The sequence below is a fragment of the Thiocystis violacea genome (assembly GCF_016583565.1).
Classification (GTDB): domain Bacteria; phylum Pseudomonadota; class Gammaproteobacteria; order Chromatiales; family Chromatiaceae; genus Thiorhodococcus; species Thiorhodococcus violaceus_A.
Genome location: NZ_NRRF01000007.1, coordinates 21,522 through 35,820 on the forward strand (window position 1 = coordinate 21,522; position 14,299 = coordinate 35,820).

Consider the following 14,299-nt stretch of genomic DNA (forward strand, 5'->3'; position numbering starts at 1 on the left):
GCCACGCCCGCACAGAGCGCGAGCCAGGCTGCTCGCGCGCTCATCCAGTGGCCATCGCCTCCCTCTCCGCCCGATGGCGTCCGCTGCGATGACCCCGCTCGATGAAACCCGCTATGCGCCGCGTCCAACGCGCCAGGCGCCATTGCCCGCGTTGCAGCTCGACTACCTGGATGCGCGCGGCCAGCCACGTCGGATGCGGCTCTCGGACGCCCTGATGGTGGGCCGCGCGGACGACTGCGGTCTGCGCCTAGAGCACCCCCTGGTCAGCCGGCAGCACCTGGTCATCTTTCCCGAGGCGGGGCGCTGGTGGCTGCGCGACCTGCAGAGCAGCAACGGCACCCTGGTCGGTGGCCGGCCGATCGAGAGGCTGCCCTTGAACGGCGTCATCACCCTGGAGCTTGGCTCCGGCGGCCCCCGTCTGAGGCTCTCCCTGGCCGAGCGCCCGTCCGAGCCCGCGCCGCCGTCGTTCGAGGCGGTCTCGCGGCACTATTTTCAGGAGGATCGACCCGGCGGCGTCGGCGAGCACACGCGCTTCATCCGTCTGGCCTTTCACGACCTGAAGCGCCGTCAGCGCCGGCTCTATCTGGGACTGATCAGCCTGTTCATGCTGCTGCTGATCGCGGTCGGCGGCTATGCGCTCTTCCAGCACCAGCAGTTGGTCAAGACGGCGCGTCTGGCCAATGACGTCTTCTATGCGATGAAGGAGCTGGAGCTGCAGATCGCCGATCTGGAGGCCGGGATCGACGCGGACGCCTCGGCCGAGCTCAAGGCCCAGGTCGCCGACTCCAAGCGTCAGCTCATCGCGATGCGCGAGCGCTACGACGTCTTCGTCGAGCAGGTTCAGGCGGCGCGGCCGATCCCGCTGGATTCCGAGGACACGCTGATCCTGCACATCGCCCGGATCTTCGGCGAGACGGAGGTGGACGTGCCCAAGGACTTCGCGGCCGAGGTGAAGGCATACATTCGCAAGTGGCAGTCGTCGCCGCGGATGAGTCGCGCGATTCGCCGGCTCAAGGAGAACGGCTATGGCCCCATCATCCGCCGCGAGCTGGAGGCGCAGGAGCTGCCGCCCCAGTTCATGTACGTCGCGCTGCAGGAAACCAATTTCCAACCCCGTGCCGTGGGTCCGCCGACGCGCTATGGCCGCGCCAAGGGGATGTGGCAATTCATTCCGGCGACCGCTAAGCGCTACGGTGTCCAGCCGGGACCGCTTCAGCAGACCGGCCAGTACGACCCCGAGGACGAGCGTCACGACGTTGCCAAGGCCACTCGCGCGGCGGCCAAGTACCTGAAGGACATCTACCGCACCGATGCCCAGGCGTCCGGGCTGCTGGTCATGGCCTCCTACAACTGGGGCGAGGGCAACATCATCAAGCGGCTGCGCCAGATGCCCAAGAACCCGCGCGAGCGCAATTTCTGGAAGCTGCTGCGCGACCACAAGATCCCCAGGGAGACCTACGACTACGTCTTCTATATCGTCTCCGCCGCAGTCATCTGCGAGAACCCGGCCCTGTTCGGGTTCGACTTCGCGAACCCCCTGGCACCGGGATGAGCGATCTCGGGGCGATGCTCCTGCGCGCCTCGCTGCTGCTGTCGGCGGTCACGGTCGCGATGGTTGGCTGCGTCGCCACCCATGGCGAGCTGGCCCCGGATCGGATCGCCGCCGCTCATGGGATGCAGCGGCGTGTGATTCATAGCCAGCGCTTCGAGCACCTCGCCTACATGCAGGGCGATCTGGAGTCCGCGCGCGAGGTCCACCTCTATCTGGAAGGAGATGGGGTTCCATGGCGCGGCCGTTACCAGGTCTCACCCGATCCGACACCTCGCAATCCACTGGCGCTGCGACTCATGGCCTTGGATCCCGCCCCGTCGGTCTACCTCGGTCGCCCCTGCTACTTCGGCTTCGCAACGGCGGACGGCTGCAATGCGTGGCTCTGGACGCATGCGCGCTATGGCCCGGAGGTCGTCGAAAGTCTGGTCGAGGCGATCGAGCGTCTGCTTCCGCCGGATGGCGGGCGCCGCCTCACCCTGGTGGGCTACAGCGGCGGCGGTGTGCTCGCCGCCCTGGTCGCGCCGCGCCTCAAGGGTCGGGTTCGGCTGGTCACCCTGGCCGCGAATCTCGACATCGACGCCTGGGCCGACCGTCACGGCTACAGCCGTCTGAGTGCATCCATCAACCCGGCGGATCAGCCGCCCATCGACCGCGCCATCACACAGCTCCATCTCATGGGGTCGGAGGATCGGGAGGTTCCACCCGCGACCATCGCGCGCTTCATCGCGACCAACCGCGGCGCGCGGACGCAGCTCGTCCCAGGCTACGATCATCGCTGCTGCTGGATCCAAGGCTGGCCGGGGCTGCTCGATCGATTGGATGACTGACAGCCTGCACCAGGAGAGTGCGTATGGGGTACCATCAAGGGGCAGGGTGCGCGGGGGTGGATCGCGCGCGCAACCGAAAAGTACATGTTTTGCAGGTGTTTACCGACTGGCTTCGGTCTTGCTTCACACCAACCTTCACCATGTCGTCAGATCAGCAGCCTATCCGCGGGCCGGGCTCGATCCCCTGGGAGCACCCATGCGCACTCGGCGCGCTTCCCAGACTGACTAGCATGCGGGATTGCGATTTCGCTGACGGCACTCTTCAAATTCTGCGAGGAATCCCAGCGATATGAGCAGTGTTCACGACGGCGCCAAACGTACCGGCAATCAGAGACTGCTTCGGTGGGTCGACGAAATCGCCGCCCTATGCAATCCGGACCGTGTTTACTGGTGTGACGGCAGTCAGGAGGAGTACAACCGGCTGTGCGAGGAGATGGTCGAGACCGGCTCCTTCGTTCGGCTCAACCCAGAGAAGCGTCCGAACAGCTATCTCGCCTGCTCGCATCCCAGCGATGTCGCCCGCGTCGAGGATCGCACCTTCATCTGCTCGCGACGCGAGGAAGATGCCGGACCCACCAACAACTGGATGGATCCGCGCAAGGCCAAGCCCCTGCTCAAGACGATCTTCAAGGACTGCATGCAGGGCCGCACCCTCTACGTCATCCCCTTCAGCATGGGACCCTTGGGGTCTCCGATCGCCCATATCGGCGTCGAGATCACAGACTCGCCTTACGTCGTGGTCAATCAGCGCATCATGACTCGGATGGGTCAGGCCGTGCTGGATACGCTTGGCGATGAGGGTGAGTTCGTGCCCTGCGTGCACTCCGTGGGTGCCCCGTTGCGGCCGGGCGAGCAGGACGTGCCCTGGCCCTGTGCCTCGCGTGTCGAGGACAAGTACATCAGCCATTTCCCGGAGACGCGGGAGATCTGGTCCTACGGCAGCGGCTATGGCGGCAACGCCTTGCTCGGCAAGAAGTGCTTCGCGCTGCGGATCGCCTCGGTCATGGCGAGAGACGAGGGTTGGCTGGCCGAGCACATGCTGGTCATGGGTGTCGAGTCTCCAGAGCACGAGAAGCTCTATGTCGCCGCCGCCTTCCCGAGCGCCTGCGGCAAGACCAACTTCGCGATGCTCATCCCGCCCAAGGGCTACGAAGGCTGGAAGGTCACGACCATCGGCGACGACATCGCCTGGATCAAGCCGAACGAGGACGGGCGCTTCTACGCCATCAACCCCGAGTACGGCCTCTTCGGCGTCGCCCCGGGCACCAACGCGACCTCCAATCCCAATGCCCTGGCGGCCCTCAAGGACAACAGCATCTTCACCAACTGTGCCCTGACGGATGACGGCGACATCTGGTGGGAAGGGCTGACCGAGGAGCCCCCGGAGCATCTGATCGACTGGCAGGGCAATGACTGGGTGCCCGGCTGCGGCAGGCCCGCGGCCCATCCGAACGCCAGGTTCACCGCTCCGGCATCGGCCTGTCCGTCCATCGACCCGGAGTGGGAGAATCCGCGCGGCGTCCCGATCAGCGCCTTCCTCTTCGGCGGGCGGGTCAGCAAGCACTTCCCGCTCGTCTTCCAGAGCTACAACTGGGAGCACGGCGTCTACATGGCCGCCACCATGGGCTCCGAGGCGACCGCCGCATCCATCGGCCAGGCCGCCATGCGCCGTGATCCCATGGCCATGCTGCCCTTCTGCGGCTACAACATGGCCGACTATTGGCGCCACTGGCTACGGATCGGCCGCAGTCACGTCTCCACGCCGCCGCGCATCTTCCGCGTCAACTGGTTCCGCAAGGACGAGCATGGCCGCTTCATGTGGCCGGGCTTCGGCGAAAACATGCGGGTGCTGGAGTGGGTCGTGAAGCGCTGCAACCATCAGGGCGCGGCGGTCGAGAGCCCCATGGGTTGGATACCGGACTATGACGCCTTCAACTGGGACGGCCTGGACTTCGACCGCAAGACCTTCTACGCCATCATGAACATCGATCGCGAGCACGCACGCCAGGAGACCAACGACCAGGAGGAACTCTTCACCCGCTTCGGCGACCACCTGCCGCGCGAGATGGAGATCGAGCGCGAGCTGCAACTCGCCCGCCTCTTTCACTCCCCCAAGGTCTGGGATCTGTCGGCAACCTCGCGGGACTGAGGTAGGTGGACAAATAGGTGGGAGCGGCGCCTCGCCGCGACCGCGCGCCGATCGCGCCGGGGTAGCGCTCCCACCTTGGCGGCTGACAGCTGATTGCTGACAGCCCTTGCCTGGCTCAATAGAACTCCCACCGAACACCCGCGTCGATCAGGTGATCCGTCCAGTCGCTCTTGTCGATCAGGGTGCTGTAGTTGATGAAGGACGACACGCCTTTCGGGAACACCGCTGAGAGGCCCAAGCTGATGCGGAAGTAGTCCCGGTCCGGATCATCCGTATTGATGAGGAAGGTCGTGCTCGTCGGATCCGCGGCGAAGCGGGCCGACAGGGCCGAGGCGTCGTTGTCGTACTCATGCTCCCACTCGATGCGGGCCTGCGGCACCAGCACGGCCGTCTCGGTGTTGAAGACACGCGAGATGCGCGCGCCCAGTGTGGAGGTGACCGAGGTCGCGTCGAATCCGTCCATCTCCAGATTCAAGCCGCCCGCGTCCGTCTCACGATAGCTATCCACGTCGACGCTCAGATAGGCGACCCTGCCGTAGACGCCGTAGGCGAAGGGACCCTCGTTGATGTCGTAGCCGGTGCCCAGGCTGGCGCCGAACTGGGTGCCGCTGAAGGCGGCCCTGGCCTGGCGGCTGACCGTATCCAGCGATGAGGTGATTTGGTAGTCGATGTTGCGCTTGGAGTCGTAGTCGTTCCAGCCGTACTCGACGATGGCGTCCAGGTAGAGCCGTTCGGTGAGATAGCTGGTCGCATAGGCGGCGAGGTGCCAGGTCTCGGTATCCAGGCCGCCGTCGTCGGAGTCGAAGTTCACGTTGTTGGTTGCATAGCCGAAGGCGCCGCCGGCGATCAGATCCTCGGTGAAGCGGTAGTCGACACCGCCGGTGATGCCGGTCGTGCTGTAGTCGAAGCCGGTCTCGTTGGCGGTCTTGTCCTTGTCGCCGAAGTTGACGGTGCCGTTGAGGAAGAAGCCCCATTTGCCGAAGGTTCCGTCGGCACTGGCGCCACTCCCGCTCGCACCGGATGCGAGCGCGGCCAGCTGCCTGCCGGAGAGGCTCTCGCCGTCCATGTTCAGCGCGAGCGATCCGAAGTCGATGCCCTTGGAGCCGGCCCGCAGCGCGGCCAGGCGGGAGCCGACATTGGCCATCTGCTGCGTGCCGGTCTCGATCCCCGCGGTCTTGGCGGCGGTGGCCTTTTCGTTGGTGACCTGCTCCAGGGTGTTGGGAATCCCCGCCGCGCGCGGATTGGACAGCATGTTGGAGCATTGGGTGAGCAGGTCTTCCTGCGCGGCCGTGCGCTGCGACATGGACGCCAGCTGCGGACAGACGGTCTCGATGGCCTGCGCGACGCTGCGCTGGTTCGGGGTGAGTCCGGGAAGTGTCGAGAGCGTGTTGGACGCGGTCACGTTTGCCTGCACCGCGACGAAGGTCGCGTTGCCCAAGGCGTCCGTGATGCGGATCCGGTTGACGAAGGCGAGGTCGGATTGTGCGCTCGCCGGGATGTCGACCGAGTACTCGGCCGATCCGGCGGCGGAGAGCTGGGCGGGCGCGACGCTGCCCACGATGCCGCCGCTGACGCCGACGACGCTCAGCACGTAGGGCGCACGGCCGCCGCTGACGCTGAAGCTCTTCGTGACCGTGCTGGCGACGTTGACCAGCGAATTCGCGCTCAGGGAGATGTCCGACGGACTCGCCGACAGGGCCGGGCCGACAGGGGCATTGACGCTCAAGGTCAGGGTTGAGGTCGCGCTTTGCTGCAGGGTTCCCAGACCGCTGTCCTTCACCTCGACCGTCGCCGAATAGGTGCCGGACTCGGCCGTGGTCGGGATGGCATAGCTGAAGGTCAATGTTCCACCTGCGCCAGGTCCGGAAAGCTGCGCCCCGGTGGGACCAGAGACGATCTCGGCCGTGTAGCCGGGGATTCCGCCGGAGAGGGTCCAGGTCGCCTCGACCGTGTCACCGGGCTGGAATTCACCGAGATTCTGGGAGCTTGGGCTGAGGACGAGTGGGTCGGCGGTGAGGTTGACGTTGACCGCGACGGTTGCCGAGTTGTTGCCGCAGGCGTCGCCGCTGGAGGCGCCGTTGATCGTGAGCGTGTCCGAGAAGTCGCCGGTCGCGCTGGCCGGGATGGTGTAGCTGATGACGCCGTTGGACAGGCTGACGGTCGTGCCGCTGGCGCTGGTCACCTGATAGGGCGAGACGCCGCCCGAGACCTGGACCGACAATGACTGTGTGCTGCCGGGCGTCCCCGCGATGCGGGTGCCTGCAGGGCTCGCGACGAGCGGGTTGTTGACCGTGATCCGGATCGGGGTCGTCGTGCTTTCCTCGGCGCGACAGAAGAACTCCGCGCCGTCTTGGACACAGTCCCGCTCCCAGATGACGTCGAGGCTGTCCGAGAGGACCGAGCAATGCTCGGCGTCGGTCGGCACTCGAACGTCGACGAAATCGCCGGTCGGTGTCAGCGTCTTGGACCCTTGGATGGTGCCGTTGTCTTCCGTCCAGGTCGCGCTGCTGAGACGCTCGTAATAGGTGGTGGCGTTGGCGGTGTCTGGGCTCGTTCTGGGGGGCGCGGGCTCGATGTCGATTCTCAGGGCGGATCCAGGTGTCAGCACCTCGTTGGGCGACGCTGGACTGAACGTCGGCTCGGCGTGCGCGGCCCCCATCGTCAGACTCGCCAGCAGCGTCGCGGCCGCGAAGGCGCCTGCGCGGAATGTTGAGCGTCTGCCTGCGCCGCTCACCTCGATATCTCTGGTCATCATGTACGCCCCCATGGATCAGGATCTTACTGTTTGGTCCAAACCCGATATCACGACTCCAGTCAGGTGTTTGATTGGAAAGTCGGACATCAGGCTTGTACGAACGTCTGCGGTGTCTCGCCTTGGCATGCCTAGCGCTGCTGGAGAGAGCCTTGTCGTGCGAGTGCGGTTGCCGTCCGGCCTGGCGAATGTTGCGTTTCCGCAACAATAAAGTCGGCGTGACCGCGCCGGCTCGGTTGTGACTCTCGATCTTATAATCACAACAATTTGATCTGGAGAGCTTTTTTTTGCCGTTCCGCCGTAGGTCTGAGTTGATGCGAGAATCGCACGGTTTTCATTCTAGACTATTTCGCCCGATTGTCCCCTCTGCCGGGTCGCCTTGGAGATGCGCGCAAGCATGACCCTCGCGCGAGTCGCCGAGGGCCATCCGATCGCTATACTGAAAACCAGGTCCACACTCAGACTAAAGCCAAGGTGAACCAGATGCTTCGGGACTTCGGTAAAGCTGTGCGCGTTTCAATCTGCTCCGGCCTGCTCGTGATCGGTGTAGGAGGTTGCGTCAACACACAAGAGACGAGCGACGTCGCCGGCATCGAACCCATCGCGCCTGGGCGCGGGGTCGACGACTACGTTTTGGTCGACTGTCTGCTGCCGGGCCAGATCCGCCAGCTGGGGACCCGCATGACCTATCTGGCCCCACGGCGCATGGTCAAGTCCACCAAGTCGGACTGCGGCATCCGGGGGGGCGAGTTCGTCCTCTTCGACCGCTCGGACTATGGCAGCGCCTTGCAGGCGCTCCTGCCCAAGGCGCAGGGTGGGGATCCAGTCGCCCAGACCTATGTGGGTGAGATCTATGAGAAGGGGTTGGGGCTTTCCGCTCCTGACTACGCCAACGCGGCCAGCTGGTATCAGCGGGCGGCGGTGCAGAGCCACAGCCCGGCTCAGACCTATCTCGGCTCCTTGTACGAGCGCGGGCTGGGTGTGCCGACGGACAAGGCGAAGGCGCTCGACCTCTACCGCCAGGCCTCCGGGCTGACCGAGGATCGGCTGATCTTCGAGTCCAAGCTCAAGGCGGAGCGGGCGGCCTTCCAGCAGGAGATCGCGGTGCGCAATCGGGTTGCCGCGTCACTGCGCACCCAGTTGCGTCAGGCGTCCGCGAGCAAGCCGAGTCCCCGCAAGACCACCTCGGGCGGTGGCGGGGCGACGCGCGCGCAGTTGGCGCGTCAGGCCAAGAGCCAGCAGCGCGATGCCCAGAGCGAGGCCGATCGCGTCAAGAAAGAGATCCATGCCATCGAGCAGATCAAGCAGAGCGATGCGGATCGCGGGGCGTCCGGGGACAACGGGAAGACGGCACAGCTCGGCAAGCTCGAACTGACACGGCGGGAGCAGTACCGGTCGCTACTCGATACCTCGCGTCAGCTGTCTCAGGTGGATTAGGGCGGCGGGTTCAGTCCTGGTCTTTCTTGGCGGGGCCGTCGTGTGCCAGCCGAAAGCCGACGAAGCTGAAGCGTGACTCGGGGAAGTTGCGATTGCGGTAGGCGCAGCGGACCAGGGCGGGGCCGCTGTTCCAGGCGCCGCCGCGCATGACCCGTGGCCCGTCGAGCGTTGCGGGGGCGCAGAGCAGCTCGTTGCCGCGGTAACCGGCGTCGTACTCGGAGCAGGTCCACTCCCAGACGTTGCCGAGCAGATCGAAGAGGCCCCAGGGGTTCGGTCTTAGGCTGCCGACGGGTGCGACCCATTCCTGTCCGTCACCGCATGCGAAGCCGAAGGCCCAGCCCGCTTTCTTGTCCGCGGAGTTGGAGTAGAGGCAGGCGTCATTGCCCTCCGAGGCATCGCCCCAGAAGCGCGCGCTGGTCGAGCCGGCACGCGCGGCGAATTCCCACTCCGCCTCGCTCGGCAGGCGGAAGTGGCGACTGGTCTTTTTATTGAGCCAGGCGAGGTATTTCATGGCGTCGTTCCAGCTCACGCAGCTGACTGGATCGGCGTCGCCCGTGGCTTGGTACTTGTTGGGCTTACGCCAACTCGCCCAGGGCTTGGTGCCCCAGGTGCTCGGTTTGTCGTTGCGGTCCAGGGCCTCGCAGCCATTCATGTTGCCGGCCCCGCGCTCGGCGTCCGTGCGGTAGCCGGTCGCCTTGACGAAGGTGGCGAACGCCTTGACGGTGACTTCGAAGCGTCCGAGCTGGAAGTCCTCCACGCAGGCGCGATGTTGGCGTTCATCCAGCTCCCGACCTTCCTCGCTCTCCGGGCTCCCCATCTCGAAGCAGCCGCCGCGGATGTCGACCATCTCCGGCAAGACATCACGCCGGCGCTGCAGATCCTCCTGCAGGCTCGCAAGTTTGGCGTGGTCCGGGCTGATTCTCTGCAGGCGTGCCAGCGCGGCCTCGGCATCGTCCAGCCGGTAGCTGTCGAGCAAGGGCGGGATCAGCGCGGCGACCCTGTCCCCCAATGCCAGCACGGCCGAGGCTGCCCGCGCATTGGCTGGCTCCAGGGCGAGGATCTGCTGGTAGCACGCGTGGGCATCCAGCGCATTCGCTAGCGTCAGCTCAGCGGGTGGGAATCGGGCATCACAGTCCGCCAACCGCTCCGCGATCTGCTGTAATTTCGCCTGGATGTCGCGGATGCGCTCGCGCAGCTCGGACAGGCCGGCGTGCGTCGGCAGGATCTTGAGACCTTCCTCGACCAATGCGAGGCTGGTGTCCCGGTCGCCCTTGTCGAAGGCTGCCAGCGCGCGGCTCAGGAGGTCATCGGCGCGGCGCTGGCGCTCTGCGTCCTGTGCGGCTTGGATGCCTTCCTTGAGCTGCTTGAGATCGGCATCCTCGGGATCCAGTGCGAACCCCTGCTCAACCAGCGCCAGTGCCTGTTGATGGTTGCCGCTCGCGAGCTGTGCCTTGGCGTCCTTGACGATGGCGGCGATCTGTTGGCGCTTGCGTTGATCGCGCTGTCGCTTGACGGATTCGCGTAGGTCCAAGAGCCGCGCATTCCGCGGGTGGCTTCCCAGCGCGAGGTCAATGGCATCCCGTGCCTGCTCCAGCTGCTCGGCGGCGATCAGGTCCGTGATGTGATGCAGGACATCGTCCAAGTCCTGTTGCTTCGCCAGCTTGTCCGCGACCTCTGCCTTCAAGGCGAGCAGTCCACTGTGGTCGGGCACAAGCGCCAGGCCCTCGTCCGCGAGCCGCCTGGCTTCGTCGAGCTGGTTTGCATCCATGGCGGCGCGTGCGCGTGCGAGCAGATCCTCCGCCCGCCGTGCGCGCTGTGCGTCGATCGCCTGCTCCAGCTCCGCCTTCAGCGCCGTGAGATCGGCGCGCCCGGGCATCAGCGTTAGCGCCTCCTCGACCTTCGCCAGGCTTTCCGGCAGCTGGTTCTCGCGCCTCAGCGCCTGGGCTTCGGCGAAAAGCCTGTCGGCGCGGGCGCGATGCTCGACCAGCGACTTGAGCGTCATGAGCCGGGCGTCGTTCGGCGTAATGGCGAGTCCAAGCTGAAGCGCTCGCAGGCTTGAGTCGAGTTCGGACTTGAGGAGGTGCCTGATCGCGAGGTCTTCGTACTGCGCGGCCGTCTCCGGGCGATTCGGTGGCGGTGCCGGTAGCTGCGCCAGGATGGCCGTGCGCGGACCCTCGTTGATGCGGGGGACGATGATGACGGCGCCGATGCCCAGCACGAGGATGATGCCGATGAGGGCGAAGAGGTCCCGCTTCCTGCGGCGAGCCGGCTTGGCGGGCGGTGCCGTGGGGCCAGTGTCGTGGCCGCGCGGGACGATGCGCGTGGCGTCATCCTCGGCCAGGGTCGAGGTGGTGGTTTCCAGGGACTCGAGCGCGCGGATGAGCTGACCGGCGCTGGCGAACCTGTCGTCCGGCTTCTTGGCGATGAGTTTGTCGAGAATCGGCTGGTAGGCGGACAACTCTCGCGGAAGACGCGGGATGGGGTCGTTGCAATGCTTCATCGCGAGACTGACCACGTCGTCCGCCTCGTAGGGCAGGTGCTCGGTCAGCATCTCGTAGAAAACGACGCCCAGGCTGTAGAGGTCGGAGCGGGCATCGAGCGGCTGTCCGGTGCTCTGCTCGGGGCTCATGTAGCGCGGACTGCCGATGACCATGCCGTAGCTGGTGAGCTGCATGGAGTCCGGGTCGCGGGTGACCGCCCGCGCGATGCCGAAGTCCGTGAGCACAGGGGTGCCGTCGCTGCGGAAGAGGATGTTCTGCGGCTTGACGTCGCGATGGATGACGCCGCGCGCGTGCGCCACCGCCAGCGCCTCGGCGATCCGTTTGGTGATGCCGATGGCGCGCGAGGCCGGCATCCCACGCTTGATCTCGTCGGCCACCGTCCCGCCCGGCAGGTATTCCATCGAGAAATAGTGGTAGCCGTCGCTCGAATCGAAATCGTAGATAGTGACGATCTGCGGGTGCTGGAGCTGGGCGATGATCTGCCCTTCCTTGACGAAGCGCGAGGTGAAGTCGCCACCCGTCATGGCGATGGGCTTCATGACCTTGAGCGCCACGTCGCGCGTCAGGCGATCCTGGCGGGCCAGGTACACAGTGGCCATGCCGCCGCTGCCGAGCTCACGGATGATGGTGTACCCAGGGATCTTCACTGATGGGCTGCGTCCGGAGAGAGGTGGGTGAGGGCCAGGAGGCCCGCTCGCTGCATCCTAGCCAGGGGCAACTGGCGGGGCAACCGCGGACGCGCTGTCCGGCCACTGGCATTGCGCTGTCCCCGACTTGTCTATCGCGGGTGAATGCGCTGCAATGTCTTGGCCGTTCTGTCCGATGATCCGTCTCGGCGAGCGGCTTCGATGAGCAGGGCGGCCCTGTCAGAAGCCATCTCGCGGGATCTCATGGCCCCGCGTGGGAAACGCCGCGAGCCGAGGGCTCGCGAGTCCTTTGTCCGGAGAGCCACTGAATGGAGCTGAACCTTCGCGTCACGAACCGTCAGGGGCAGACCTCTCCGCGCGAGGTCACGCTCAGCCTCGCCCAAGGCGGCATCACCATCGGGCGCGGCCTCGGCAACGATCTCTGTCTCGAGGATCCGGAGCGCGTCATCTCCGGCAGCCATGCCAGGATCGAGGCGCGCGACGGCGGCGTCTGGATCACCGACAGCAGCCGCAATGGCACCTATCTCAATCACGCCGCGGACCCGATCCCGTCGCACCAGTCCGTCGCCCTCTACGACGGCGACCGACTCGGGATCGGTCCCTATGACGTGGTCGTCGGCTTCGGTGATGAGTCCGCCTTCAACGACGACGAGATCGCCGACCCCTTCTCCGAGATCGACGCGGCCGACCTGGCCGACCTGGCGCCCAGTGGACCAGCGGCGGACATTCTGGATCTGCTCGGCCCGGGCGGCGGCCACGGCGGGGGCGATCTGCTCCCGGATCTGCCGCCCGAGAGCCAGTCGACTGACCGCCGGCTGCCCGAGGATCCATTCGGCGATGCCTCGGCGCTCGACGAGGGGCTTGCCGGGCCTGCCCAGGAGGCGCCGCCGCGCGGCGCGCCGCATCACCACACCCCGGTCGAGCGGGTCTTCTACCGGCCGGCCGAGCACCAGGCGGCGCCAGAGAACTACGATCTGCTGAACGACGCCTGGATCGGCGTCGAGCGGGACTCGGAGGCGGCCGGCGCGCCGGCGGTGCGGCAGGCTTCGTCCGAGTCCGAGTCCGAGTCCGAGCCGAACGCGGGGCTCGCGCCCGAGGTGGCGCTGCCGGATACCGAGCGAACCGACATGATCCCCGAGCTGCAGGAAGCGGCACCGGTCGCCGCCGCGCCACCGCGCCGTCCCGAGCCGCCGCGGCCGAAACCCTATCCGAGCGGTTCCGCCACGGGCGGCGAGCTGGGCGCCTTTCTCGCCGGGCTGGGTGTCGGCCAGGGCGCCCAGGTCCAGGATCCCGAGGCCTTCATGCGTCTGTCCGGCGAACTCCTGCGCGCCCTGGCGACCGGGCTCGTCCAGACCATGATGGGACGGGCGCAGTTCAAGAGCGAGCTGCGGCTGGGCGTGACCAGCATCCGGGCGGCGCAGAACAATCCCTTCAAGTTCTCGGTGGATACGAGCGATATCCTCGACCGGCTGCTGTTCAGGCCGAACCCCGGCTATTTGCCGGCCGTGGCCGCCGCGCGCGAGGCCTTCGAGGACGTCCAGGCGCACGAAATGGCCATGACCGCTGGATTGCAGGCGGCGCTGCGTGCCTTGTTCGCGCGTTTCGAGCCGTCTCGGCTCGAGGAGCGGCTGGGGCGAGCATCGGGGCTGGACCAGGTGCTGCCCATGGCGCGCAAGGCGAAATACTGGGATCTCTTCAATCAGGAATACGGCAAGGTTGCGGCGGATGCGTCGGAGGACTTCATGCAACTCTTCGACGACGCCTTCGCGCGTGCTTACCTGGAGCAGATCGAGCGTCTGCGCGCGGCGCGCGGCGGCGCTCGGGGATGAGCGCACTGAACACGCGATTTTGAGCCATAATCAGCGAACCGCACTGACCCGCCAGGAGACTGCCTTGGATATCCCCGCGAGCGATCGGCGCAGAATCATCTTGACGAGCCTCCTCGCCCTCCCAGCCCTGCTCGTCGCCGGCTGCGGCAAGAAGCCCGCCGTCAAGGAGGCGACGCCGCCAGCGCCAACTCCAGCGCCAGCGGCGACACCCAAGCCGACGCCGAAGCTGAGCATCGAGATCCGGGCGGCGGGCGACGCCAACCGGGGACCCGGTGGCAAGGGGCTGCCCGTCGTCGTGCGCGTCTACACGCTCAAGAGCCCCGGTGTCTTCAGCACGGCCGACTTCTTCAGTCTCTACGATCGCGATGCCGAGGTGCTGGGCACGGACCTGATCGCGCGAGACGAGGTCACCCTGGCCCCTGGCCAGTTCCTGCCGCTGGAGCGCGAGCTGGATCCCACCGCCGGCTATCTCGGCGCCATGGCCGCCTTTCGCGATATCGACCACAGTCATTGGCGCGAGTCGCTGCGGCTGAATGCGGGTGTGGACAACAAGGTGCTGATCGAGGTCGGCGCCAAGGCGGTCTCCATCCGTCACCAATAGGAGC

8 protein-coding genes are annotated in these 14,299 nt (G+C 66.3%); 6 read left to right on the top strand and 2 right to left on the bottom strand.

Going from position 1 to position 14,299, the window contains the following annotated elements; all coding sequences use genetic code 11:
* Positions 1-88: 88 nt before the first annotated feature.
* From CKO23_RS04605 to CKO23_RS04615, 3 genes are all read left to right on the top strand, one after another.
* A complete protein-coding gene (locus CKO23_RS04605) occupies positions 89-1,552 on the top strand; it encodes a transglycosylase SLT domain-containing protein (protein WP_200328588.1) in 1,464 nt (487 codons plus the stop codon).
* On the top strand, positions 1,549-2,379 hold the full coding sequence (locus CKO23_RS04610; RefSeq protein ID WP_200328589.1) for an alpha/beta fold hydrolase: 831 nt from the start codon (positions 1,549-1,551) through the stop codon (positions 2,377-2,379). The genes CKO23_RS04605 and CKO23_RS04610 overlap by 4 nt, the downstream gene beginning before the upstream one ends.
* A 289-nt stretch (positions 2,380-2,668) precedes the next feature.
* Positions 2,669-4,528: a phosphoenolpyruvate carboxykinase (GTP) gene (locus CKO23_RS04615; RefSeq protein ID WP_200328590.1), complete on the top strand. Its 1,860-nt coding sequence runs from the start codon at positions 2,669-2,671 to the stop codon at positions 4,526-4,528.
* A gap of 115 nt (positions 4,529-4,643) precedes the next feature.
* On the opposite strand, the gene CKO23_RS04620 is transcribed toward CKO23_RS04615, so the two are convergent.
* The gene (locus CKO23_RS04620) at positions 4,644-7,280 is read right to left on the bottom strand and encodes an autotransporter family protein (protein ID WP_200328591.1); all 2,637 of its coding nucleotides are present in this window, start codon (positions 7,278-7,280) and stop codon (positions 4,644-4,646) included.
* 507 nt (positions 7,281-7,787) lie between these two features.
* Between CKO23_RS04620 and CKO23_RS04625 the strand changes: the two genes are divergently transcribed.
* Entirely contained in the window at positions 7,788-8,717 is a 930-nt protein-coding gene (locus CKO23_RS04625; protein WP_346014566.1) for a tetratricopeptide repeat protein, read from the top strand.
* A 10-nt stretch (positions 8,718-8,727) separates the two neighbouring features.
* Here the strand turns inward: CKO23_RS04625 and CKO23_RS26520 are convergent, their stop codons facing one another.
* A complete protein-coding gene (locus CKO23_RS26520; protein ID WP_200328593.1) occupies positions 8,728-11,865 on the bottom strand; it encodes an SUMF1/EgtB/PvdO family nonheme iron enzyme in 3,138 nt (1,045 codons plus the stop codon).
* A gap of 308 nt (positions 11,866-12,173) precedes the next feature.
* Between CKO23_RS26520 and tagH the strand changes: the two genes are divergently transcribed.
* Together tagH and tssJ are read left to right on the top strand one after the other, a co-directional pair.
* Positions 12,174-13,694: a type VI secretion system-associated FHA domain protein TagH gene (tagH, locus tag CKO23_RS04635; protein ID WP_200328594.1), complete on the top strand. Its 1,521-nt coding sequence runs from the start codon at positions 12,174-12,176 to the stop codon at positions 13,692-13,694.
* A 64-nt stretch (positions 13,695-13,758) separates the two neighbouring features.
* Positions 13,759-14,295, top strand: a complete 537-nt coding sequence (gene tssJ, locus CKO23_RS04640; RefSeq protein WP_242482214.1) for a type VI secretion system lipoprotein TssJ — start codon at positions 13,759-13,761, stop codon at positions 14,293-14,295.
* Positions 14,296-14,299 lie beyond the last annotated feature (4 nt).

What these genes read in the sequence shown, in the direction of transcription:
- CKO23_RS04610 (WP_200328589.1), top strand. Translation starts at nt 1,549, where the DNA reads ATGAGCGATCTCGGGGCGATGCTCCTGCGCGCCTCGCTGCTGCTGTCG.
- CKO23_RS04620 (WP_200328591.1), bottom strand. Translation starts at nt 7,280, where the DNA reads ATGACCAGAGATATCGAGGTGAGCGGCGCAGGCAGACGCTCAACATTC.
- tagH (WP_200328594.1), top strand. Translation starts at nt 12,174, where the DNA reads ATGGAGCTGAACCTTCGCGTCACGAACCGTCAGGGGCAGACCTCTCCG.
- CKO23_RS04605 (WP_200328588.1), top strand. Translation starts at nt 89, where the DNA reads ATGACCCCGCTCGATGAAACCCGCTATGCGCCGCGTCCAACGCGCCAG.
- CKO23_RS04615 (WP_200328590.1), top strand. Translation starts at nt 2,669, where the DNA reads ATGAGCAGTGTTCACGACGGCGCCAAACGTACCGGCAATCAGAGACTG.